The following is a 25,592-nucleotide window of genomic DNA, read 5'->3' on the forward strand; positions in this document are numbered from 1 at the left end:
TGCGCGCGCTCACCGGGCACCGGGTGCCAGCTTCCTGATTCCCGCGAACGCCTTGTCGAGAAGCACGTCGTTGTCATCCATCTCCAGCAGGACCGGGTCCATCTCGATGGTGCCGCGCGCATAGGGCAGCACGTCGCGCAGCTCGGCGACGCGGGCCACGAACTCGTCGATGAACCGGCGGTAGCCCTCCAGCGGAACGTCCAGCACCCGAGCGCAGTCGCGCACGACGTCGACGTGGTCCACCGACGTATCTATGCTGCGGCAGTTTTCGGCCAGGCCCAGCAGCCGCTCGTGGAGATCCATCAGCCGGTGCGCCGCGTGCATGATGGCGTCGGCATCGGCGCTGCGCTCGTCGGTGGGGTCTCCGAACATCCGCCGGAAGGCTGGGCTGAGCATCAGGTCCTCGATCTGGCTGAGCAGCGCAGACATCTGCTCGAGGAGGCCGAATAGGTACTGCCCCAGCGCAAATCCGGTGTGCCTGCGGGTGCGTCCGGGTGGAGCGTAGCCGAGCTGCTGATCCCGCAGCCGCGGTTGCAGCACTGCGTACCGCTGCACCAGCACCGAGACGAAGACCGCGTACCGCCAGCAGGCCGGCCGTTCGGCCAGCAGCGCGGCCAGGCCGTCGGCCGTGTACGCCACGGCGGCAACGTCGGTCGGGTCACCGCTCTCGCCCAGGTCTGGTTCGTCGGCGATGCGGCGCATCAACTCGGCACCTTCGGCGCCATAGAAGCCCCTGCTGTCGCCACGCAACGCCCAGCGGTGCTGACGGTCGGCGCGGTCCCGGATCTCCGCGCGGCGCCGCGCGGCGATGCCCTGCTGTTCCGCGATCCACGGCGCCAGGACGTTGCCGGCGAACGCCACTGCGGCCAGGACGGCGATCGCGACGGCCCAGCCGGTCGATCCGGCCACCAGTGCGACGAACAGCGCGACGATGACAGGACCGGCACCGGACCGCAGCGCCGCGCGGGCCCGGGTTGCCAACGGGTTCATGGTGGGCAGGCTACGAGTGGGGTCTGACATTTCGTGCCCGCGAGCAACGGATGCGCCTGGTCGTAGGCGGCGACGTGGACGATGCGCTAGAAATCGCCATCGAGCACGGCTCAGCGCAGTTCGATCAGCCGATTCCCGGCAGCCGCCAGCTCGACGATGCGATCGATCAAAGGCTCGAACCATCCGAGCAATTCGTGGCGCCTGGTGTTGCCTACCCGGACCCACACGATGACCGGTGAAGCGTCACTTAACGTGAGCATGTCGTAGAAGTCCTCGTCCTTTGTGACGAGTGCGGCATCATGGCCGAGCGCATAATCCCAAAGGGCTCGATCTGCCGCGCCGCCCAACCCAATGTCGTAAACGTGCTCGGCGATGTGGCCGTGATCCATCAGCATGCGCGCGAGCGCCGGCGGCAGCTGCGCGTCGATCAGGAACCGCACCGGCTATGACGTGGTGAGGATCGTATGGTCGGCTTGCGCTGCGGCATACCGCAGGCACGCCTTGACATCTTCGGCAGTCACGTACGGATAGTCCGTCACGATCTCCTGCTCGGACGCCCCGGCTGCAAGTAACGCCAGTACGTCGGCGACGCGCATGCGGGTGCCGCGAATCACCGGACGGCCGTGGGCAATTTCCGGGTCGATGGTGATGCGCTCAAACGTTGCCATGGACCAAGGGTACTGCGGTCGATCCAGTAGGGCGTTTGCTGAGTGGACGAGATCCGCACCGGGGAGGCGATGGCGCCGCGGTGCGCGACTTCGACGAAGCGATCCGCGTTGCGGCTTACGCGCCCGCGAGCAACGGGTGCACCTGGTCGTAGGCGGCGAGGTGGACGATGCGCCAAAAGACGCCATCGATCGAGCGGTCCGGTTCCGGCATGGCGATCCCGCTGAGATGCAGCGAATGCCGATCGGCCGCGAGCGACAGTACGGAGGGCGACTCGCGGCCCACGTTGAGGTGCGCGCACTCGACCTTGACGGCGAAGTCGCGGGCCTGCTGACTGGGCGTCGGCGCCTCCGGCGCGCTGTCGGCATCGAAGCGAGCCGCCTCGAGGATGCCGGTCCAGCGCTTGGCGAGCGCGGTGGGTGTTGCCAGCAGCTCCATTCCGAGCACCCGGCCGCCGATGCCGATGATCACGCCGCGCTGGCCGGCCAGCGGCTTGGCCGGAAGCGGCCGCTCGGTGCGCCGACTGCGTTCGCGGGCAACACGATCGAGGTGGTCGGCGAAGGAACTAGTAGCCGTCCGCACGCTCGTTTCGTAGCGGGAGGCGATCCCATGCCAGACCTCGTGCTGGGGATCCTCGCCGCGGCCATAGGCGCGGTCACGGGCGGCGCGAAGGGAGGTGGAGACGCGGCGGCCGGCGGCACGGTGGCCGCGGTTGCCGCCGGACTCCCAGCGGCCCTGTTCTACGCAGAGCGCCGCAAGGTTCGTGGCCTCGTGCGGGCCGAGGATGGTCGAGCGGGCGATCATCCGGGTCTGCCAGCCGCCTTCGAGCAGATCGCCTTCGAGAAGAACGACCGGTTTGGCGCCGGCGTTGACCGCGGCCAGGGAATTCACTTGCCCGCCGCGGTCGTGCTCGCCGACCTCCAGGGCGCCCAGGTCCCACTCGAGGCCGATAGCGGCGCCGTCTGCCCAGACAGGGAAGAGCGTCAACGCGCCGTACTGGGTGCCCCTGCCGACGTGCAGAAGGGGAAGGGACGGGTTCGTCGTTGCAGTCATCGTGCTCCTATGCCAGTTGCATACCTTTGACAACGCTTTAAGCTCAGCCTCTGATGACGCCATGCGCGCAACTAGCCTTTTGCCACTGGCATAATCCCTGGTATTTTGGGCGCCATGACGGAAGGGACCCGGCCAGGCGCCCCGCGCGGGAACTCTCCCCGCCGAGGCGACGCCGGGGTCGGCGAGCGGATCAGGCGTCGGCGCGAAGAGCTCGGCATGGACCGCAACGCGCTCGCCGAGGCGGCCGGCATCTCCTACCCCTACCTTTCGCAGCTCGAGACGGGCTACCGCAACGCCTCGCACCCCAAGCAGCTCGCCATCGCCAGCTCGCTCGGCGTCGGCCTCGATGACCTGTTCGCGACCGAGGAGCTTCGTGACTCGTTACCGAGCAGCAAACCGGATGCCGCGCCCGCTACACCGGGCCTATCCGCGTCGGCGCGCCCGACGCTGGGCGAGGTCGTCGCCGTCGCGGTGGACGCGATCGAGTACTTGCCGCGCGGGGTGCGCCTGGATGCGCTCAATCAGATCCAGCGCCGCGTCATGGACTCCTTGACCAGCAGTCGTATCGAGCGGCTGGCGCCCAACGAGGTGTTCGTCTTCGGCTCCAATGCGCACGGATTGCACGACGGCGGGGCCGCCCGCGACGCTTTCCAGAAGTTCGGCGCCGTCTGGGGCGAGGGTCACGGCCACCACGGCCAGTCCTACGCCATCGACACCATGAGCGGCTTCCCCACCCTCGCCGCCGAAGTGGACACCTTTCTGAGCTATGCGCGTGCCCACCCCGAGTTGCGCTTCCAAGTCACCCCGATCGGCACTGGCATCGCCGGCTACCGCGCCGACCAGATCGCACCGCTGTTCGCCGACAGGCCCGAAAACGTAGTGTTGCCTTCGGAGTTCAGCGCGCGGCTGGACGACGAGTCCTGACATCCATGTCACGACTTGACCCCAATTGAGTTTGAGATGATCTACACGACCGCACATGCGGCCTGCATCTCGGGAGCCTCGAGCGCCAACGAACCTCGGGACCGACTCCAGCGGCCGCTGCAGGCGAGATAGGAGACGCAATGGACGACGACGCACCGGTCACACCCGATATCGGTACCGCGGTCGGTGACGTGGTGGAGTGACTGCCGGAGCATCATACGGAAGGCACGCCCGCTTAGATCCATAGCTTTTAATCATTCCTCCTGACAACGGAAGGCTACTCATGGATGAACCTGCGACGGGCGATCGCGTCCTTGTAAATGCGATTCATGATTCTCGGATTGACTGTTACTCCGTCATGACCCAGATGTCGGTCGGCGACTATCTCAAGGTCGTGGCGAAGGCGCTTGCCAGCCAGGGGGGAATCGAAGGACAACGCGCTGTCCTGGGCACGACAACGGCGCGTCGGATACGCGACCGTATGGTTTCCGACCTTACTAAGGGCACAGTGCTTCCGCCCATTGTTATCGGTCTCGTTGTCGACGGCCCGACGTTCGAGAACATGCCACCTTCGGACTATGACACCCTCCAGACGATCTTGATGAGCATCCCCGGTGAAGACGTTTCGATCATCGACGGAATGCAGCGCACCGCCGCCCTGCGCGCGGCAAGCGAAAAAGACGAGTCAGTATTCAGCCGGCCGATGCGAGTCGAGTTCTGGTTGACAAGGAGTGTTCGCGCCCTGATCTATCGCATGCTCGTGCTCAATACAGGCCAGGTGCCTTGGACACTCGATCGACAGATCGCTGTGGTGTTCGCGTCGATGCTCGAAGAACTCCGGGAGCGAGTCCCGACGATTGAGAAACTGATCACCCCGGATGATCCGGGGCGCAGGGTCGGCCCCGCTCAGTTGAGGTTTGACTCGATCGTCGAGATGTACATGGCGTTCTCCCTGCGGAAGACAACGGTAGACACCAAGGAGCAGGTCTCGGACGAGTTCTCGCGCCTGGACTTCGTCGAGAATCTGGATGATGCCAACTTCCAGGATCAGTTCTACGAGGTACTCGGCATGCTGGTGGATCTGGACAAGTCCTTCTCCCGCGCCACGTCGACGGATGAGCCCGGGCTAAGCGGGCGCCAAGTGTTCGACAGGCAACCCGCACGTATCGGCTTCGCTGTCGCGCTCGGGATTAAGATCCTCGGCCGTCCGGGTGAGGATCGCGATTCTGAGGAAAAGGCCTCCGCCCTGAAACTGCTGAAGTCCGAGCACAAGGCGTTCCTCACCAAACTTGACAGGCTGGATGATCAAGGCCTTCGCGACTTCCTTCGCCTCGATGTCCTTGAGGAAGTTCTCGATAGGCGTGTCGGTCAGGTCGGACGTTACGAACGCGGAGTCTTTCAAGAAGCCTTCAAAGTGCTCGTCGATGAGCACTTCGACGTGACCTCGATGGAGATATGCTGGCGGGCGGCATAGTTGTGTCACGGAGCGCCAATGACACCGCGGCCGCGATCTTCGGACGGCTTAGTACGTACGCAGCTGACCGCGGAATGTCGGTCCCAGATGGCGAACGCTACATCTTCCTCGACGAGGCAGAGTACGACACTCTCGTTACGTCCAAGCGCATCGCACACTTGAAGTTCGGACGAAACCAGGCCGCCGCTCTGATCGAGACGGCGAACGGCGAGGTGTTGGTTTTTGCCGGGTTCGACGCTGACGAGCTGGCCACGTCCGACTATATTCGAGAGGCCGAGCTGTCCCCCGGACTCGCAGTCGCGATGCTGGCTGATCTTGAGGTAGATCCCTCCGCTAGTCCCGCGTTGATCCTTGACGTCGTTGGAGCGGGGAGCAAGAATGACGTCGAATATCAGGGCCACGATCTCGCTGATGTGCTAAAGCTCTATCCAACGATGCGCATGGCGGATGTCGACGACGATGTGGGCGGTGTACCGAATTTCTACGCCAACGTTCTAGCGATCTGCGCGAAACAAGGTGCGCATGGCAACGGTTGGATCGAACTCCCCCTCGCCGAAGAGCTGACGTTGCTCGCGGAGCAACGGGTCGTCGGTCTTCCGTACGAGTTCCTGACCCGAGCAGTGCTGGACCTTAACCCATCGAGCCTCTTCCTGGCCTTGTACCGATGTTTAGAGGCCACCTACGCGTACAGTAAGGCCACCGCGTTGGCGCGCGCTCTTGAGATAGACGGGTCCTGGATTGAGGTTGCGCGGGCCCTGGGGGACACGCTCAGCTGGTACCCGCGCCACGATCAATCGCTGGCGGCAGTGCTCACCTTGCCGACGGTAAGTTCGGGTGACCTCGAAGCCGTGGCTCTCGCGCTCGGCCATGACTCGAGTGATGACGCTGTGGCAACTCACGTTGCCGCAGGGGTGCGGGACCTACGGAACAGCCTCGTGCACTACGGCCCCACGACCCGGCAGGTAGATATCCCGGGCAATGACTGGAACGGGTTGTGCAGCCCGCTAGCACGAATCGTGGCCAATGTCTTCGCGCATGCGTATGCAACTCCAGCGATAGCCGAGTCTCAACAAGACAAACCACACACCCGCTCCGTTGTCAGCGGCTGCACGACCACGAATCCCGTGTCCACTCCCCGGGATCAACGCAGCCACATCGACAGCAACCCGCCAGGGCCCCCGTGGAGTAGGTCGGGATTGCCGACGCCCTCGCGACGGCGCCGCTTGCTCCGAGTCGGGACCATAATCTGTTCGCGTTGGACCCGCAGCACGCGTTCGCATAGGCGGCGGTAGCGCGAGCCTTTCGATTCCTGTCGCCCTACCTGATTCACGATCGCCGACTGCGGGCGGCTGGCGCTGATCGTCGGCGACGCCGCGATTGCTGCAAGTCCCCGCTCTTGTCACCCCCAGCACCACCCGGACCCCGCCCATCCCCAACCACACCCGCCCCCGACTCAGTAAGTTGTACGGCAACCCCCTGCGAGCAAAGGAGCAGCGCCCCGGTGAAGGACGGCCGCTGGGTCACGATCGCCGATTCGCAGTTCAGCCACGAAAAGCAGGGCTTGGACGCGGTCAAGCAGGCGCTGCCCGACGCTGCGCCGTTCCGGGCTTGGGCGAACTTCGAGTTCCGTGATAGCCGCGGCCGCTGGCATGAGGTCGATCTGCTGGTGCTGGCCCGCGACACTCTGTACCTGATCGAGCTCAAGTACTACAGCGGCATCCTGCGCGGCAACGACCACGTCTGGCAACGGGCCAACAACCGCGCCGAGGATTCCCCGCTGCTGCTGGCCCGGCGCAAGGCCCAGTATTTCGCGTCGCTGCTCAAGGATGCGATGTACCAAACCGGCGGCGCCGAGGCCCGAAGCCGCGTCCCCTACGTGCAGGAGCTGGTCTTCCTGCACCACCCGCAGTTCCGATGCGGACTGCCGGAAAACTCGGCAATCAACCTCTACGGACTCGATGGCCACCGAAAGACCACCGGGCTCCCCGGCATCTCCACCCGCCTGCTTGCCCCGGCCAAACACGACCCGATTACCGAGCACAACAGCCAGCTGATCGCCGGGCTGATGCGAAAGATCGGCCTGGCACCGCGCCGCCAACGGGAGGTGGGCTCCTGGATCATCGAAGAGCAACCGCTGGCCGACGGCGACGGCTGGCAGGACTGGCCGGCGTTTCACCATGCCAGCTCCGCTCCGGCCCGCATCCGCTTCTACACCCTGGGCCCTGCCACCCCGTCAGCTGAGCAGCGTTCCCGCACCCAGGCCGTCACCCACGAGTTTCAGCTGCTCAACCGGCTGCACCGGGACGGACTGCAGACCCCCACCGACCTGGTCAACGATCCCGAGTTGGGCATCGGCCTGGTGTTCCCGCAACCCAAGGGCGACACCGCGCTGGATCTGTGGCTCGCCGACCACAAGGACAGCCTCACCCTCGAAGGCCAGCTGGATCTGATCGAAGACATCGCCGACGTGCTGCACTACGCCCACCGCAACCGGGTGGTGCATCGCGGCCTCAATCCGCGCTCCATCACGATCCGGGACCGCGGTAGCAAAATCGAGCCGCAGGTCACCGACTGGGACAGCGCCGGGGTGCTGCCCGCCAACCCCGACACTGCGGTCAGCCGGCTGTCGTCGGGGTCGTTGACGTTGATGGCCGCCGCCCCCAGCGACTCCGCCCGACTGTTCGCCGCCCCCGAGGGGCAGCGCCCGACCGATCCGGCCCGCATCGACGTATTCGGGTTGGGCGCACTGGCGTTCTTCATCCTCACCGGCGGTAAAGCGCCGGCCACCGAGCGCGGTGCGCTGCTCGACCGGCTACGCCGCGACCGCGGCCTGGACCTGGCCGCGGAGTTGCCGCAAATCCGCACCTCGCTTCGTCAGCTGGTTCTCGACGCCACCGTGCCCAGCCCGGCCGAACGCATCGCCGACGTCGCCGAATTCCTCGACCGGCTGGCCGACGTGCGCGACGACGTGCTGGGCAAGGCCACCGAGACCGACCCGCTGGAAGCGGGCCCGGGGGCGGAGCTTGCCGGCGGTCACTTCACCTACCAGCGTCGCCTGGGTGCCGGCTCGACGGCGGTGGGCATTCTGGTCACCGATCACAAGGCGGGCGACGCCCCCCGGGTGCTCAAGGTCGCCAAGGATCCGGAGGCTGCCGAGCGCCTGCACGCCGAAGCCCAGATCCTGGGGCGGCTCCAAAACGACGAGCGGATTGTCACCCTGCACGGAATGCAGGACGTCGGCGGGCGCACGGCGCTGCTGCTGCAATACGTGGGGCGCAACACGCTGGCCGAAGAACTCAACGCCAAGGGCCGGCTCTCGCTTGACGTGCTGCAGCGCTGGGGCACCGATCTGCTCACCGCGCTGGCCGCCCTGGAACGCGACGGGGTTGTCCATCGTGACATCAAGCCGTCGAATCTTGGTGTCTACCAGCCGAATAACCGCACCGATTCGCATTTGATGATGTTTGACTTCTCGATGGCCGGGGTCGAGGCGACGAACATCGAGGCCGGCACACCGCCGTATCTGGACCCGTTCCTGGGCACCGGCGCTCGCCGCCAGTACGACACCGCCGCGGAACGCTACGGCGCCGCGGTGGTGCTCTACGAGATGGCTACCGGCGCCACCCCGCAGTACGGCCCGGATCGCAACGCCAACCCGGCCACCGTCGATGACGACGTCACCGTGGATCCGACCGCATTCGACCCTGCGGTGGCGAAGAATCTCGTCGCGTTCTTCGCCGCGGCACTGTCCCGCGATGTTGCGAAACGTCCCGACACCGCCGAAGACATGCTGCGCACCTGGACCCAGGTGTTCACCGCACTGGACACCGCGGCCACGGAAACCTCGACCGAAGACAGTGACACGGCCGCCGAGAAAGCCGAGGCCACCACCGGACTGGCCGCGGCGGGCCTGAGCCCTCGTGCGGTGTCGGCGTTGGAGACCGCGCAAGTCGCCACGGTCGCAGAACTGCTCGCGCTGGATGCCACCCGACTCAACCGGCTGGTTGCCCGCGAAGCCAAGGACACCCGCAAGGAGATCACCACCCGCTACCGGGGCTGGGTGAAAAAGCTGGGCAAGCAGCAACGCAGCGCACCGTCCGGGGAGCTGCTTGGCCTCGACGATGCGGTGGCGTTGCTGATGTCGGCGGTATCGGGCCAGCGCGCCTCGACCCGACGGGATGCCGCCGAGCTGATCCTCGGCCTGGCGCCGGGATTGGATGCCTTCGCCAGCAGCACCGAGTTGGCCGCAAAGCTCGGCAAGGCCACCCAGCGCGGCCCGCAACTGCTCAAAGAGCTGCAAGAGGATTGGGCGCAAAACGCTCACACGCGTGAGCTGTTGGATGCGATCACCGACGCCGCCAAACAGGTGGTCACCGATTTCGGTGGGGTGGCCGCGATCAGCACGCTGATCGATGAGATCCGGGCACGGCTTCCCGAGCCCGGTGCCGCATCCGTGGGGAGCAGCGCCCGGCAACGCGCCGAGCGGGCCGCCGGTGGTCTGCTGCGGGTTGCGCTCGACCGCCTTGCCGAGCACGAAATGCTGGCCGGGGAGAAGCAATTCCTCCGCCGTCGCCACGGCCGCCGGTTGGCGCTGCTGGCCACCGACGAGCTGCTGCTCGCGGCCGCCGAATCGGCGGCCAAGCGCGCCGAGGATCTGGTGTCGGCCGACCCGGATGCGGTCATTCCCGCGGCGACCGCGGCCCGCGAACTGGGTGCCGCCTTCACCACCGGCTACCGGACGGTCAGCAACACCGACACCCCCGTCGCAGTGCCCAGCGATCTGCGGCTAGTGCGGCTAGCGGCCGCGGTAACGAAACACGCCGGGGTCTCCGGGCGCGGTGAGTTGCACAACCTGAACATGGCGCCGGCAACGGCGGTGACGGTGGCACTGCGTGGGCTGGCACAGACCGAGACACTGTCGCCATCGCAGATCCGCTCCCGGGTGACCGCCCGATTCCCGCAACTGGACAAGGTGCCGACGAGACCCCAGCTGGATGCACTGCTGGACCGCACCGGCCTGCAACTGACCTGGGACGAGGCCAAGCAGGCCTACCGGTTCGCCGACCCCGAACCGACCAGTGCCACCAGCATCCACACGCGCCAGCCCACCCGCATACCACACCCGGTAGCGACAACGGCAGACGAGCCGGCCACCGTGCAACGTGCGAATCTGGTTGCCACGCTGCGCCGTTCGATCGACGAATGTGGCTTCGTTGCGATCGGGGTGCCGATCCCGCCAGATCGCCCCGGTGAACATGAGCGGGTGGCCCACGAGCTGGCCGATAGCTACAACGGGCAGCTGATCGACATCACCACCGCGCTGATCACTGCGATGCACGAGCTGGCCACTGCCCAGAGGGTGCCGTGGGACAAAGTGCGCGGCGCTGATGCTGCCACCGCCAGCCCACTCGACGCCCGCGGCCTGCGGGCAGTGATTGATCGGGTGGTTCCGCAGTTGTCGGCGCAGCTGCACGCGGCGGTATTCGACGGTGAACGCAGCAGCGTCCCGCTGATCTTGACCGAGGTGTCGCCGCTGGCCCGCTACGGCCATCTTGACGTGTTAGCGAAGCTCAGCGATCTCGCCGCGCCACGAAGGCGGCCGGTGTGGGTGATCCTGCCGCAGTTGCGCGGCCAGACCGGGGCACTGGTGGACCGCAAACCGATTCAGCTGGGTTCACCGAGTGGGCAGTTCGTGATCTGGGTGTCGGCGCCGGATCTGGTGGCTGCCGGCCCGTCGGCACAGGCCCTGCCGGGCCAACCAGACAATTTATAGAGACTTATACATCGTCGATATATAAAGTGGTATAAACGCCCTATGCAGCCGAGCCCGTACACCCCCGGCCAGGTTGCCACCATCCTCCCGGGTCGCAACGCCCAGATCGAAGCGATGCGCGAGCGGCTCGGTTACGTCAGCCAGTTCCACCGCCTTGCCGGTCGCATCCGCGTCGACGTCGGCCCTCGCGGCGTAGGCAAAACCAGCCTCCTGCGGATCATGCAGGCCGACGCCGAGGCAGCCGGCTTCCAGAGCGTGTGGGTCACCGCAGGCGACGGTCCGCTCCTCGCCGCGCTCACCGATGAGTTCCAGCGACTGGCGACGAACTGGATCGATCGGGCCGGCGAAACCGTGCGGGCTGCGTTGAAGACACTCCGGGTCTCCATCGCCGGGATCTCGCTGAGCGCCGGCGCGGACGACGGTGCCGGCGCGACACCGCGGACAAGCGCCGGACGGGCACTGCAAGATGTCATCGTTCCGGTAGGCAGGGAGGTGGCTAAGCAGCACGCGGGGCTGGCACTCTTCATCGATGAAATCCAATCGGCCGACTCCGACGGACTGCGAGCATTGGGATACGCCTGGCAGCATCTGCAATCAGAAGCAGCTGACCTTCCCGCCGTGGCGTTCACCGCCGGGCTGAGCCACTCGCAAGATGTCATCACCCAGGCCGTCAGTTTCGGTGAACGGTTCGACTACAACCATCTCGGTGGCCTCGACGAGACCGCGGCACGATCCGCACTCACCGCACCCGCCAGCGACCGCGGCGTGCAGTGGGACGACGACGCACTGGACGCGGCACTCGGCAAAGGCCAGGGCTACCCGTACTTCATCCAACTCATCGGCGAGCAGATGTGGCAGGCAGCCAGCTACCCCGACCCAGGCGCTGCACTGACCGTCGAACACTTCCAACGGGCCGCAAGGGAGTTCGACACCTCCCAGCACGATTTCTTCCGGGCGCGCTGGATGAAGGCGTCTGGCCGCGAAGCCGAGCTGCTCACCGCCGTAGCGTCGCTGGGTGATGGACCGCAGCGGCGGATGGACGTCGCCCGTGTCCTGGGCGTTCCCACCAGCGCGATCAGCATGGCCCGAAGTTCGTTGATGGACAAGGGGTTGATCGAGACCGTTAAACATGGCTACTTGAGTTTCACTGCGCCCGGCTTCGCCGAATTTATCCGCGGACAAACCGGACTCAACCCTGGGGTGGACTCCGCTTGAGTAGGTTGATCATTTCCCAGCGACGAAGGAGCAGCACACCGGTGAACGACCACCCCTGGGGCAGAACCACAGTCGCACCGTTCCCCCACCAACGCCGGCCCCTGCACGCTGCGTGCCGGCTTCCGCGCATCGCCACCCAGGCCAGGCCGGTCACGGTGTGGTCGCCGCCTGAGGGCCTGCTACCTGCTGCCGGGCTGGAAGGTGCACGCTGATGGGTTGGGCAGCTTCGGATCTGGTGGGTGCGCTGCGCCGACAGGTGCTCGATCTGGAGGCTGATTTGCGTGCCCGGGTCGACGGTGCCGATCACGACGGCAAACAGGCCGGGGTGTTTGATGCGTGGCGCACTGACTACGACGCGGCGGTGGCCGCTGAGCGCAGCGCCGCATCCTGGCAGGCGTGGCGGGATGACCGCATCACCCAGGCTGCGGTGGCCTGGGTGTTGTTGACGGTGTTCGCCCGCTATTGCGAAGACAACGCCCTGGTTTCCCGGCGTTGGATCTCCGGTGCCAACGCCGACGAACACGCCCAGGCCCTCGACACCCGCCGCGCCTACTTCCAGGATCATCCCGAGCACACCGATCGAGAATGGCTGCACCAGATCATCGAGCACTTCGGGAAATTCGCCGCAACGGCTGGGCTAGTCGATAAGTACTCTCCGCTGCACCTGGTGACACCCTCCGGCGATGCCGCACGGGCGCTGCTGGAGTTCTGGTGGCAGCAAGACGACGACGGGGCACCGCTGTACGGGTTCGCCGGGGTAGACACCCGATTCCTGGGTGATGCGTATCAGAACCTGTCCGAGTACGCGAAGAAAACCTATGCGCTGCTGCAAACCCCGGAATTCGTCGAGGAATTCATCCTCGATCAAACCATGGAACCAGCGCTTGCCGATCGGCCGCTGGACGACTTCACCGTCATCGATCCCACCTGCGGATCGGGACACTTCCTACTCGGAGCGTTTCACCGGCTACATGAGCGTTGGCAGCGCCACGCGCCCGGGATCGGCGCCCGCGAGTTGGTGGCCAAGGCTCTCGATGGGGTGTACGGGGTGGACATCAACCCGTTCGCGGTAGCGATCGCCCGGTTCCGGCTGCTGGTCGCCGCGCTGCACGCCGCGGGGGACACCAGTATCGAGCAGAAGATCGGCTACCAGCCGCACCTGGCCGCCGGGGACAGTTTGTTGTGGGGGGCCGCCAGCCAGGTGCTTGACGACGACATGCTTGCGCTCGGTCATAAGGTGCAGGCGGACAGCACCGAAGACGCCGCTGCGCTGACCGCGATTCTGCGCCGTGAACACGATGTGGTAATCGGGAACCCGCCTTACATCACGGTCAAAGACGCTGCACTGAACGCGACCTATCGGCAGCTGTACAGTACCTGCCATCGCAAGTACGCGCTGACGGTGCCGTTCATGGAGTTGTTCTTCCGGCTTGCTCATCCCGCTGGGCAGGAGCGGCCTGCTGGGTGGGTTGGTCAGATCACTTCTAACTCGTTCATGAAACGCGAATTTGGATCAAAACTGATCGAAAAATTCTTGCCGACGGTCGATCTCCGTGTGGTCATCGACACCTCGGGCGCTTACATCCCGGGGCATGGCACCCCGACCGTCATCATCATTGGACGCCACCAAAGCCCATCGACGGAAGCCATCCGCGCGTTCTTGGGCATTCGGGGTGAACCCGGAAGGCCCGACGACCCGGCTAAGGGACTGGTGTGGTTGAGCATTACCCAGCACACAAATCAGCCCGGCTACGAAGATGCTTACATCAGTGTTGCGGATCTGCCACGTTCCGGATTCCGTAACCACCCCTGGAGCCTCAGCGGTGGCGGTGCAGTTGAATTGCTTCAACACATTAACGCCGTCGGCACTACGACACTGGACGACGGGGCATTTCGCATCGGCGTATTCGGCATCATGGGGGCTGACGATGCATTTATAGCACCATTTCGCGTACTGCACACGGAAGGGAAACTCGACTCGGGCTTCCGACAACTCGTTCAGGGCGAGGACATTCGTGACTTCCGAATTCATCCCGGCTACGCGACGTTCTTCCCTTACGACGACAGCCACAGCCTGTTGCCGCTCGACCGTTTCCCGGCAGCGGCAACGGAACTCTGGTCAACGCGAACTGAGCTTGGCAATCGGGCCACTTTTTCAAAAGGGACGTATTTCAGTGATGGACGCCCTTGGTACGAGTGGCACCAACTGCCAGTAGACGAGGGCGCCTCCTCCCTCTCCATCACCTTCGCGTTCGTCGCAACGCACAACCACTTCGTGTTGGATCGCGGAGGGAAGGTCTTCAAGCAGTCGGCCCCGGTGATCAAGCTGCCGGCGGGGGCGTCGGTGGAGGATCATCTGCGGCTGCTGGGGGTGTTGAACTCATCGGTGGCCTGCTTCTGGCTCAAACAGAACAGCCACAACAAGGGTGAGGGCGGCGGTGCGCGCGTCGAAGCCGGATACGCCGCACGCGGCGAACCGTGGCGTGAGAGCTACGAGTTCACCGGCACAACCCTGAAAGACTTCCCGCTGTCTGCGACGACCCCTATCAAACACGGCCAGATGCTCGACGACCTGGCTCACGACCTGCAACAGGAATCGCCGGCCGAAGTCGCACAGCGCGAGGTGCCCACCGCCGCATCCCTGGACGCCGCACGCAGCGAATCCGCACGCCTACGCGGTTTGATGATCGCCCACCAGGAGGAGCTCGACTGGGAGTATTACCGCAGCTACGGCCTGATCGACCAGGACCTCACCTACGCCGGCGACCTTCCCGAAATCGCGCTCGGTGAACGCGCTTTCGAAATCGCTCTGGCGCGTCGCATGCAGGATGGTGCAGAGTCCACTTGGTTCGTCCACCCACTGCAATCATCAACACCGCTGACCGAAATCCCCGACCACCTTCCCGCCGCCTACCACGACCTGCTGCAGCGCCGCCTGGACCTGATCGAAGACAATCCGCACATCCGGCTACTGGAACGCCCCGAGTACAAGCGGCGCTGGGCGACCGAACCCTGGGAAAAGCAGGTCGAGTCCGCGCTGCGCGGCTGGCTGCTGGACAGCATCGAAGATCGGGCACTGTGGTTTGACCGGGACGGCCGCCCCCAGGTTCAGTCGGTAGCCCAGCTGGCCGACATTCTGGATCGAGACGAGGATTTCCGGAAAACGCTGCGGCTGTGGGGCAATGACCACAACATCGCCACCGGTAAGGCCCTGGCAAAACTGCTGGCCGATGAGGCGGTCCCGTTTCTGGCTGCCTACCGCTACAAACCATCCGGCCTAGACAAGCGCGCAGCCTGGGAGGACACCTGGGCACTGCAGCGCCGCGAGGACGCCGGCGAAAAACTCGACAAACCCATCCCGGTCCCCCCGAAATACAAGCCGGCCGACTTCGTCAAGACCTCGTACTGGTCGCATCGGGGCAAGCTCGACGTGCCCAAGGAACGCTTCATCTGCTACCCCGCCGCTGGGCGGGACTCCGATGCCACCGAGCTGCTGGGCTGGGCCGGATGGGATCACGCCCAACAATCCCTGGCACTAGCCGGGGTGATCAGCATGCGCATCGACGAAGGGTGGGACACGCCGAAACTGGTGCCGCTGCTGGCCGGGCTGAACGAGTTGCTGCCGTGGGTACGGCAGTGGCACGGCGAAATCGACCCGGACTACGGCGAATCCGTCGCCGACGCGGTCACCGATGAGCTCACCGCACGGCTGTCCGAACTGCACCTGACCGTCACGGACCTGACCGGCTGGCGACCCGAACCGGCTCGCCGCGGACGAAGGAAAACCACATGAGCACCCTGCTGCGTGATGTCATCGACATCCCCGAGCGGGTCGGCGCCGACGACTACGTGCTGCGGCTCACCGACTCCACCGACGATGACGCCCACATCCGCGCCACCGTCGACGAGTATGTGCTCACCGACTCGCTGACCAAAAACTTCGAGACCGCCATCGACCTGGTTGCCGATGCGCTGAACCGGAACACGTCGCGGGCGGCGTATCTGACCGGGTCGTTCGGCTCCGGTAAAAGCCACTTCATGGCCGTGCTCTACGCGCTGCTCGGTAACCATCCTGCCGTGCGGGAGCCGAAGTTTCAGGAGCTAACCGGCCGCTACGACGGGCAGCTGGCAGGAAAGAACATCCTGCGGCTCACCTATCACTTGCTGGGGGCGAAAAGCCTAGAGCAGGCGATCTTGAGCGGCTATGTCGCACAAATCAAACGGCTGCACCACGATGCACCGCTGCCCGCCGTACACGTCTCCGACGCATTACTCGATGACGCGGAGAACTTGCGTACCCGCATGGGCGACGGCGAGTTTTTCGCCGGCCTCGGCGGCGGCTCCGGTGGCGGTGGCGGCGGGTGGGGTGAGCTGCTGGGCGGCGGCTGGGATTTGCCCCGCTATCAGGCCGCACACAGCGCGCCGCCCGAAGATGCCGAGCGGCGCGAACTGGTTTCCGCACTCGTCGGCAGCTACTTCACGTCGTTCACCGAGACCGCCGACTACATCGACTTGGATCGCGGGCTGGTGGTGATCTCCGAGCACGCCAAGGAGCTCGGCTACGACGCGGTGGTGCTGTTCCTCGACGAGCTGGTGCTGTGGCTGGCGTTTTCGATGCGCGACACCGAGTTTTTCGCCCGCGAATCGCAGAAGATCACCAAACTCGTCGAATCTACCGGCCGGCAGCGCGCAATTCCGTTGCTGTCGTTTGTGTCCCGGCAGATGGATCTGCGGAAGTGGTTTGCCGATGCCGGCGCCTCCGGTGCCGAGCAGGACGCGCTGGATCGGGCATTTCAATACCAGCAGGGCCGGTTTGCCGAGATCGCGCTGGGTGACAACAACCTCGCGCAGGTCGCCCACGCGCGGCTGCTCAAGCCCAAGGATGCGGCCGCCCAGGCGATTCTGGATCAGGCGTTCGCTGATCTGACGCGCCGACCCGAGGTGTGGGATGTGCTGCGCGACAGCCTTAACGCCGACGAGCAGCATCGCGGCGCATCCGAGGCCGAATTCAAGCTGACCTACCCGTTCTCCCCGGTGCTGGTGTCCACGCTGCGCAACCTGTCGTCGGTGATGCAGCGGGAACGCACCGCCCTGAAGGTGATGCAGCGGATTCTGGTGGATCGCCGCGACACGCTCACCGTCGATGATCTGATCCCGGTCGGGGACGCATTCGACTACATCGTCGAAGGTGGCGAACCCATCGATCCGCACGCCGGTGCGATGTTCAAAGCCGCCGACGAGTTGTACCGTAACCGACTGCTGCCGTCGCTGCTGGAGAAGCATTCGGTCAGCCGCGACCAACTGGCCACCGACCCAACTTCGGTGCCGGCAGGCTTCCGCGGCCAGCAACGGGTCGCCAAAACCCTGCTGCTGTCGGCGATCGCCCCCAATGTGCCGGCGCTGCGCGACATCACCGCGCCCCGGCTGGCCGCGCTCAACCACGGCTCGATCAAGGCGATGGTGGCCGGCGGTGAGGCACGCGTCGTGCTCGGGGCGGTGCGGGAATGGTCCAAGGCTGTGCCGGAGATCAGTGTCTCCGACGGCGCAAACCCGGCAATTCGGGTGCAGCTGGCCGACGTCGACTACCGGTCGATCCTGGACCGGGTGCGCGGCGAGGACAACGCCGGCAAGCGAAGAGTGCTGCTGCGCAGACTGGTCCACGAGGCACTCGGGGTGACCGACGGCCGCGACGATCTCACCGGAGCGGTGACCCGCACCGTCATCTGGCGGGGATCGCGCCGCGAGGTCGACGTGGTGTTCGGCAACGTCCGCGATCCGGCATCGCTGCCCGAGCAGTCATTCGATGCCCGGCCCGGCACGTGGCGGGTGGTGGTCGACTACCCATTCGACGAGGCCGGGTACACCAGCGCCGATGACGTCAACCGGCTCGACCGACTGTTGACCAGCGGGGATCGACACACCGTGGTGTGGTTGCCACATTTTTTCACCGACACCGCTATCGAGGAATTGGCCCTGTTGGTGAAGCTGGACTGGCTGTTCTCCGGTAGCGGCGATCGGTGGACGGATAACTCCGATCACCTGTCTGCCACCGACCGGGCGCAGGCCCGCGGGATTCTGGAGAACCAGCGCAGCGGGACCATGACCAGCTTCCGGAATCTGTTGAAGCAGGCCTACGGGATCGAACCGGCCGATCCGAAGCTCATCACCGCCGATTCGATGCAGTTCGACGTGCTGACGTCGCTGAGCCGCGATTTCGATCCGGCGCTGCCGCCGGCAGCCAGCCTGGAAGATGCTTTCCTCAAGATGATCGATCAGGCGTTCTCGGCGATCTATCCGGCTCATCCGCAATTTGAGCCGGCCGCGGATGAGGTGACTGCTCGAAACTTCGAGACGTTGCGTGATTACGTCGAACAGGCCAGCACCCACCGGGATGGCCGGGTGCCCACCAGTCCCGCCGACCGCAAAGTGGTGCGTCGCACCACCGGTCCGCTGCGGGTCGGCAAGGCCACCGAGGACCACTATCTGTTCGGTGAAGACTCGTTCGCCTACTGGGCCGGCGAACTCGATCGTGCCGCCGCGGCGGCCGATCCGGTGACCGTCGGGGCGCTGCAAAGCCACATCGAGGCGCTGACTCCGTCATGGGGTCTGCGTCCGGAGGCCCGCGACCTGGTCATCAGCGCATGGGCACTGCTGCGGAAAAGGGCTTGGTTTGAAGCCGGAACCGCCGCCGCCGCACCGGCGTTGGGGCGGCTGCGACCGAACATCGAACTGCGCGCCGAGGAACTGCCCGAGCAGCAAGCCTGGGATGCTGCCCGGCCCAACGCCGCCAAGCTGTTCGGCTACACCATCGCCCGCACCTATCTGACCGGTGCCAACGTCGCTGAATTCGCCACCCAGGTACGGACCGTGGCCAATGCGAGCATCAGTGATCTGGGACATCTGATCTCGGAGCTCGATGCCGCCCACCAGCGGCTGGATATTGCTTCCGGCGACAACGATCGACTGGCGGTGGCTCGCGCCCTGCACACCTTCGTCCAGACGCTATATGCCACTACCGGCAATGTCGCGGTCATCAACGCGATGGCTGATCTGGTGCTGCCGGCCGCGGCAGAGACCGCCGGGCAGATCCGCAATGACGCTGCCGCTGATACCCGGGCACTGCGTAATTTCAAGTGGCCGCTGCTGCAGAAACTCAAAGTCGGCACCGAACGTGCGGGTGAGGCTGGGGATGCCGCGCGGGCGATCTGGAAAGCGTTGCAGGACGCTGTCGCGATCCCGGGTCGCAGTTTGAGTGATGGGCTAGCTTCCGGGGAGAACAAGCTGGTGTCGTGGCTGGTCGATGACGAGCCGACTCCCCCACCGCCGCCACCACCTCCACCACCACCTCCGCCGGGTGCATCAGGCGATGTCGTCCTACGGGCTGCGACCGACCTATCCGCCCTGGAACAAGCACTGTCTGACTTGGTGATCGAACCGGGCCAGCAGATTCACGTCCATTGGCGGGTGGAGTGAGCGCGCTAGTTGCCACCGAGCCGATCATTCGGGCTCGGCTGAAGAAGGCCTCGCGCAAGCAGTATCGCCACGGGGTGCTTGGCCTGCGGGCCCAGCCGACGTGGGATCGGGACGGCTTCGAGTTCGAGGGCACCCCGGTGCGCGTGGTCGCCTGCCCATCGGTGCTGTCACTGTGGGAGGCGATCGCCGCCCGCAACCCGGATGAGTGGACGGTAGTGCTCACCAGCGTCGACGATGACGACCTCGGCGACACCGTGTTGGCGCATCTGCTTGATGGCCGACTTATCACTCCAGACCCGTGGGATGCGTTGCGCAGCAATTTATTTGCCACCACTATCGAGCCCGCACTGTATCGGTCGGCCAACGACCGGTCGGTCGCCAACGGACTGCTGTCGGTGTTATCGGGTGTCGACGCTCCCCCAGCACCGGGTGGGGTGCTGACGTTGGATCACGTCATGTCGGTGCTCTCACGCACGGTGTTGGAGATTGTCAAAGACAACGCGGTCGAAATCGACACCCTGGCCATTTTGGAATGGAGCCGTTCACAGCAGGCGCTCGACGGCTTGGCCCGCTTGGCAGAATCCGGCGGCTCCGATCTCGTTTCGGCGGTTTATCGGTGGCTCGCGAGTCGGGCCGGGCGACTGGCCGCGCCGTTGACCGCATTATTGGCGGCCAATCGGGTTGGTGATTTGGTTCCGCTCGGTGTCGTCGCGGGACTGTTTGGCACTAACACCGCCAATTCCTTGGGACTGGGCCGGTTCCTGGAACGCTTTGACCTAGGGGACCTCAGTCGCGACGATCTGAAGGCCTGGCATTCCAGCGCCCGCGGGCTGGTCACCAGCTCGTTGAACTCCTCACAGCAGCAGGCCGTGTTGGATGCGGCAGCTGACATCGTCACCAGTCTCGACATCGCCGATGCTGCGGCTTCTTCAGATCTCCTGTCGCAGGGTATGCACGCTCGCCTCGATGCCCTCGCCGATGCGTTGACTGCTGCGATACCCACTCCCCTGCCGGAGCGCCTCGATGCCGCACTGGTTTCGGCGGCCGCGCTGCGACTCATCGAAGACCGCTGGAGCGAAGTGCAGCAGCACTTCCTGGCCCGGCGACCCGAGCGGCCTGCCACGGTCGAGGCGTGCGAGGGCGCCGTGCGGTTGGCACGCTGGCTGGCCACCGCCAACCCTCCGGTTAATGGTTTGGCCGCCGCGGCCGACGGCTATGTGCGCTCGGGCTCCTGGGTCGACACAGCACTGGTCAAGGCGCGCCGGGGCGCGACCAGTCCGGTCGTGGCCGCCGCGCTTCGCGCGGTGATCGACGCCGCGTTGGCTCGACGCGCCCAAGATGACCGCACCTTCGCTGCCGCAATGGCCGATGCGCCTACCCCGCCGGTAGCAGTCGTTGAAGCGGTACTGCCGGAGCGAGTGGTGCCCATTGCCAAACACGCACCGAGCCTGCTGATCGTCGTCGACGCCCTGTCGTTGGCGGCGACCAATGATCTGGTGGCGGCCGCGGCCCATGACGGGTGGATCGAGGTTTCGACTGCGGCCGATGCCCGTCGGTCTTTCGCGCTGGCGGTGTTACCCACGCTGACCCAGCGCAGCCGTTGTTCACTGCTCTGCGGCGAACTTCGCGAAGGTGCCGACAATGTCGAGCGATCCGGGTTCCTGACGCTGATCAAGAACGCAGGCCTGCAAGCCACCGGCGGTGTGCCCGATCCGATTTTCCACAAGGCGGCCCTCGACGCGATCCCAGCCGGCGCGTCACTGGCCACCGATGTGCGTAACGCCATCGCCGATACCGAACGCCAACCGCTAGTCGCGGTGGTGCTCAACTACGTTGACGACACCTTGCACCACACCGATCCTGGTGGCACAGACTGGACCCTGAAGACCATCACGCATCTGCGGGCTGTGCTCGACGCAGCCAAAAACGCGGGCCGTGCGGTAATCATCACCTCCGATCACGGTCACATCATCGAATACAGCACCAGCGCCAAAGCCCCCCGCGACAACACCTACGGGCAACGCGCCCACGCCGACTTCAACGCAATCGACCCCGATTGGGAGGTCATCGTCGAAGGTCCGCGCGTGCTCACCAAAGACCACCGCGTGGTGCTCGCCGTCGATGAATCCCTGCGCTACGGGACCCGCAACGCGGGTTACCACGGCGGCGGCACTCCCGCTGAAGCACTGGTTCCCGTTGTGGTGCTGGTTGCGGGCCGGGTTCCGGACTGGGCCAATCCCGTCGTGGGCGGCGAACCACCGTGGTGGCATGCCGGCACAGCGCTACCCCCGGCTGTCGTCACCACGGTGCGGGAGCCCGAGCTCAGCCTGTTCGACACTGCCCCGGACGAGCCGGCGAGCACGCTGCCGGATCGGGTCATCGCCAGCCGCGTATTCGCATCCCAACGCAAGCTGGCCGGCCGCATCGTGGTCACCGATGCCCAAATCAAGTCACTGCTGTCGACGCTGCTGGGTGCTCACGAACTCACCGCAGCGCAGGCGGCCACCGCCCTTGCGGTTCCCGCCGGAAGCGTCAATGGGGCGCTGCTGCAAGTGAAGCGGGTTCTCGACGTAGAGGGCTACGAGGTGCTGACATCCCGCGATGGTGTGGTCAAGCTGGACCTCGCGGCGCTCAAGGAACAGTTCGGGGTGAGTGAGTGACCGCGGTGTCCGCGCGGCGCCGCCGCGAGATCCTCGATGCGCTTCGCCGCGGTACCGTCCCATCCAACGGGCTCGATCAGCTGGCCGTCGGGCTGGGCCGGTTCGAAGCCGAGATGGACAGCGAACTCGACGTGGTGGCCGCCGGCGGCGCAGTATTCAAAGCGGTGCGTGGCGAATACGGGTCGGGTAAAACATTTTTCGCGCGCTGGTTGGCTGACCGGGCAATGAAGAAGGGCTTCGCAGTCGCCGAGGTACAGATCAACGAAATCGACACCCCACTACACAAACTCGAAACGGTCTACCGCCGCAGCACCGAATCGCTGCGCACCGCCTCGATCCAGCCCAGCGCGCTGCGCCCGATCCTCGATGCCTGGCTGTTCACTATCGACCACGACGCCGCCGAGCAGGGTCCGGATGTCGACGCACTGCTGGAGCGTCGGCTCGCCGATGTCGCCACTCAGGCACCGGTGTTTCCGTTAGCGATCCGTGCCTACCGACGCTTCGTAGCGGACGGCGATCACGACGGCGCCGACGCCCTGGTGGCGTGGCTGGGCGGGCAGCCGCATGTCGCCGCCGCGGTCAAACGCCGGGCCGGGATCAAGGGCGATCTCGACCACTACCTGGCGATGGGTTTCCTGCGTGGACTGCTGGCGATCCTGGCTGACGCCGGCAACCCGGGGCTACTGCTCGTGCTTGACGAGGTGGAAACGCTGCAGCGCGTTCGCAGCGATGCCCGCGCTAAGGCCTTGAATGCGCTGCGACAGTTGATCGATGAGGTGCATGACGGGCATTTTCCTGGGCTGTATCTGTTGATAACCGGCACACCGGCGTTCTTCGAAGGCCGCCAGGGCATTTCGCTGCTACCGCCGTTAGCCGACCGGCTGCACACCGAGTTCAGCAAAGATCCGCGTTTCGACAATCCGCGGGCACCGCAGTTGCGGCTGACCGGCTTCGATCAGGCCCGGCTGGTCGAGCTGGGTGGCCGGGTGCGGGACTTGTATGTCTCGGGCTTGGCTGACCCGGATCGGGTTCGAGCAGTCGCCGACGATGCGTTCCTGGGACGGTTCGCCGCAGCAGTCGCCGGTGAGCTGGGCGGCAAGGTTGGGATCGCACCGCGACTGTTTCTGCGGAAACTGGTCGACGTGCTCGACAAGGTCGACCAGTTCCCCGACTTCGACCCCTACACCGACTATGAGGTGACCATCTCCCCCACCGAGCTCTCCGCTGCCGAACGCGCGGAGCTGACCGCCGGTGACGTGCCGCTCGATCTGTGATGGACGCATTCGACGCACTACATCCGGGCGTGCAGTACCACCTGGCGAACACGCTGCGATGGAACGGGCTTCGCCCCACCCAGGCCGCGGCCGTCGAACCGATCCTGGCTGGACGAGACACCCTAGTGCTCGCCCCGACCGCTGGCGGCAAGACCGAGGCAGCGGCGTTCCCCTTGCTCACTCGGATGGCCGACGAGGACTGGCAGGGCGTCTCCGTGCTCTACGTCTGCCCGCTGCGGGCACTGCTGAACAACCTGCAGCCGCGACTGCACGGCTACGCCCAGTGGTTAGGTCGCGCGGCGTCGGTCTGGCACGGTGACGTCAGCCAGCCGCAGCGGCAGCGCATCTTGACCGAACGGCCCGACATTCTGCTGACCACACCGGAGTCGCTGGAGTCGATGCTGGTGTCGACCAAGGTCGATCCAAGAATTCTCTTTGACGGGTTGCGGGCGGTGGTGGTCGATGAAATCCACGCCTTCGCCGGGGATGACCGAGGTTGGCATCTGCTCGCGGTGTTGGAGCGGCTGTCGAGGATCGCAGGTCACAGGTTGCAGCGGATTGGGTTGTCGGCGACCGTCGGCAACCCAGATGAGTTGTTGGCATGGTTGCAGGGCAGCTTCCGGGACAGGTCTCATCAGGTGGTTGCACCTACCGTAGCTGCGCCGGCTGCCCCCGAGATCACCGTGGACTACGTCGGTTCTATCGACAACGCCGCCACCGTAATCGCCGCACTGCACCACGGTGAGAAACGGTTGGTCTTCGTCGATAGCCGCCGTCAAGCCGAAGAACTCGGCGCCGGGCTGCGGGAACGCGGCATCGAAACCTACCTGTCGCACTCCTCGTTGTCGGCGGCCGAGCGGCGCCGCTCCGAGGCTGCCTTCGCCGAAGCCCGTGACACCGTCATCGTCGCCACCTCCACCCTGGAACTCGGCGTGGACGTCGGCGACCTAGATCGGGTCATTCAGATCGGCTCACCACGCACCGTGGCGTCGTTCTTGCAGCGGCTGGGCCGCACCGGTCGGCGTGCCGGGTCCTCTCGTAACTGCCTGTTCTTGTGCGTCGATGACGAGCAGGTGTTGCTTACCGCCGGGATGCTGCATCGGTGGGCTTCCGGCTGGGTGGAACCGATTGAGCCCCCGCCACATCCACGGCACATCGCTGCACAGCAGTTGCTGGCGCTTTGCCTACAACAGCACCGGGTTGGCGCCGATGAATGGTTGCAGTGGTGGGGTGATCTGCCGGTGTTCGATGATTGCGCTCCGCAGATCGTCGAATTTTTGGTTGCCGAAGGCTATTTCGATCAGGATGGCCCGTTCCTGCAGATCGGGCCGGAAGCCGAGCGGCAGTTTGGGCGACGTTACTTCTCCGATCTGACCGCGGTGTTCACTGCGCCGCCAGAGTTTCTGGTGTTGGCCGGCCGCATCGAGGTAGGCACCATCGGCACTGAGTTGCTCACCGACAAGGTAGAGGGGCCGCGGGTGCTGCTGCTGGGTGGGCGGTCCTGGCAAGTGACCCACGTGGACTGGGAGCGGCGCCGGTGCTTTGTCGAAGCTGCCGATGGCGGCGGCCGCGCCAAATGGTCTGGTGCCAGCGGTGGGTTGTCCTACGACATCACCCGGGGGATGCGCGAGGTGGTGTTAGGTGCGGACCCCGCTGGCGTCGTGTTTACCGACCGTGCTCGCGGCGTGCTGTCCGCGCTTCGTGCGAGCTACGGCGACAATGTTGCATCGGATCGGTTGATCGTCCGTATGCCTGATGACTCGGCTGGACGTTGGTGGACCTGGGCTGGTACTGCCGCTAACCGAACGTTGCAGGCGTCATTGCGTGGCGTGGTTGATCTCCGGCAGCGCCTCGATGAGAAGTCGATTCGACTGCTTCCCGGGGTTACCGTCTCGGAGTTCTCGGACGCTCTTGTCAGTGTCCAGTGGCAAGATCCGGACGTGGATGTGAATGCGCTGCGCGGGCTGAAGTTTTCGTCGGCATTGCCGAGGGATCTTGCCGCGCACACGCTGGGCTCCCGGCTGGGTGACGAACCGCATGCGCGGAGCACAGCAGCAGACAAACTGTCGATAACCAGAGGAGCAGGCTGA

Annotated in this window: 14 protein-coding genes; 10 read left to right on the top strand and 4 right to left on the bottom strand. The window is 65.3% G+C overall.

The features are described from left to right. Positions 1–9: 9 nt before the first annotated feature. The 4 genes from AC5Y31_RS12360 to AC5Y31_RS12375 form a co-directional block, all read right to left on the bottom strand. Positions 10–990 (bottom strand): hypothetical protein, encoded by a 981-nt coding sequence (locus tag AC5Y31_RS12360; protein ID WP_499980620.1) that lies wholly within the window; start codon positions 988–990, stop codon positions 10–12. A 110-nt stretch (positions 991–1,100) separates the two neighbouring features. Then, positions 1,101–1,430, bottom strand: coding sequence for a DUF5615 family PIN-like protein (locus tag AC5Y31_RS12365; protein ID WP_499980622.1), 330 nt, complete (start codon positions 1,428–1,430; stop codon positions 1,101–1,103). Positions 1,431–1,433: 3 nt separating this feature from the next. Then, positions 1,434–1,658, bottom strand: coding sequence for a DUF433 domain-containing protein (locus tag AC5Y31_RS12370; RefSeq protein WP_499980624.1), 225 nt, complete (start codon positions 1,656–1,658; stop codon positions 1,434–1,436). Positions 1,659–1,773: 115 nt separating this feature from the next. After that, positions 1,774–2,709, bottom strand: a complete 936-nt coding sequence (locus AC5Y31_RS12375; protein ID WP_499980626.1) for an ARPP-1 family domain-containing protein — start codon at positions 2,707–2,709, stop codon at positions 1,774–1,776. A gap of 114 nt (positions 2,710–2,823) precedes the next feature. On the opposite strand from AC5Y31_RS12375, the gene AC5Y31_RS12380 reads away from it, so the two are divergent. From AC5Y31_RS12380 to AC5Y31_RS12425, 10 genes are all read left to right on the top strand, one after another. Continuing rightward, positions 2,824–3,633, top strand: coding sequence for an A1S_2505 family phage non-structural protein (locus AC5Y31_RS12380; RefSeq protein ID WP_499980627.1), 810 nt, complete (start codon positions 2,824–2,826; stop codon positions 3,631–3,633). Between the two features lie 283 nt (positions 3,634–3,916). Continuing rightward, on the top strand, positions 3,917–5,107 hold the full coding sequence (locus AC5Y31_RS12385) for a hypothetical protein (RefSeq protein WP_499980628.1): 1,191 nt from the start codon (positions 3,917–3,919) through the stop codon (positions 5,105–5,107). A gap of 74 nt (positions 5,108–5,181) precedes the next feature. Next, positions 5,182–6,399 (top strand): hypothetical protein, encoded by a 1,218-nt coding sequence (locus tag AC5Y31_RS12390; RefSeq protein WP_499980629.1) that lies wholly within the window; start codon positions 5,182–5,184, stop codon positions 6,397–6,399. 209 nt (positions 6,400–6,608) lie between these two features. Next, positions 6,609–10,880, top strand: coding sequence for a BREX system serine/threonine kinase PglW (gene pglW, locus AC5Y31_RS12395; RefSeq protein WP_499980630.1), 4,272 nt, complete (start codon positions 6,609–6,611; stop codon positions 10,878–10,880). Between the two features lie 42 nt (positions 10,881–10,922). After that, a complete protein-coding gene (locus AC5Y31_RS12400) occupies positions 10,923–12,095 on the top strand; it encodes a DUF8462 domain-containing protein (RefSeq protein ID WP_499980632.1) in 1,173 nt (390 codons plus the stop codon). A gap of 211 nt (positions 12,096–12,306) precedes the next feature. Then, positions 12,307–15,888, top strand: a complete 3,582-nt coding sequence (gene pglX, locus AC5Y31_RS12405; protein WP_499980634.1) for a BREX-2 system adenine-specific DNA-methyltransferase PglX — start codon at positions 12,307–12,309, stop codon at positions 15,886–15,888. After that, positions 15,885–19,568, top strand: a complete 3,684-nt coding sequence (locus AC5Y31_RS12410; RefSeq protein ID WP_499980636.1) for a DUF6079 family protein — start codon at positions 15,885–15,887, stop codon at positions 19,566–19,568. The genes pglX and AC5Y31_RS12410 overlap by 4 nt, the downstream gene beginning before the upstream one ends. After that, positions 19,565–22,228 carry a BREX-2 system phosphatase PglZ gene (pglZ, locus tag AC5Y31_RS12415; protein WP_499980639.1) on the top strand — a complete coding sequence of 888 codons (2,664 nt, stop codon included), beginning with the start codon at positions 19,565–19,567 and terminating at the stop codon, positions 22,226–22,228. Before AC5Y31_RS12410 ends, pglZ begins: the two co-directional genes overlap by 4 nt. Continuing rightward, positions 22,225–23,502: a BREX system ATP-binding protein BrxD gene (brxD, locus tag AC5Y31_RS12420; RefSeq protein ID WP_499980640.1), complete on the top strand. Its 1,278-nt coding sequence runs from the start codon at positions 22,225–22,227 to the stop codon at positions 23,500–23,502. Before pglZ ends, brxD begins: the two co-directional genes overlap by 4 nt. Then, entirely contained in the window at positions 23,502–25,592 is a 2,091-nt protein-coding gene (locus AC5Y31_RS12425) for a DEAD/DEAH box helicase (RefSeq protein ID WP_499980642.1), read from the top strand. Before brxD ends, AC5Y31_RS12425 begins: the two co-directional genes overlap by 1 nt.

It is taken from the genome of Mycobacterium sp. NGS18, assembly GCF_059813185.1.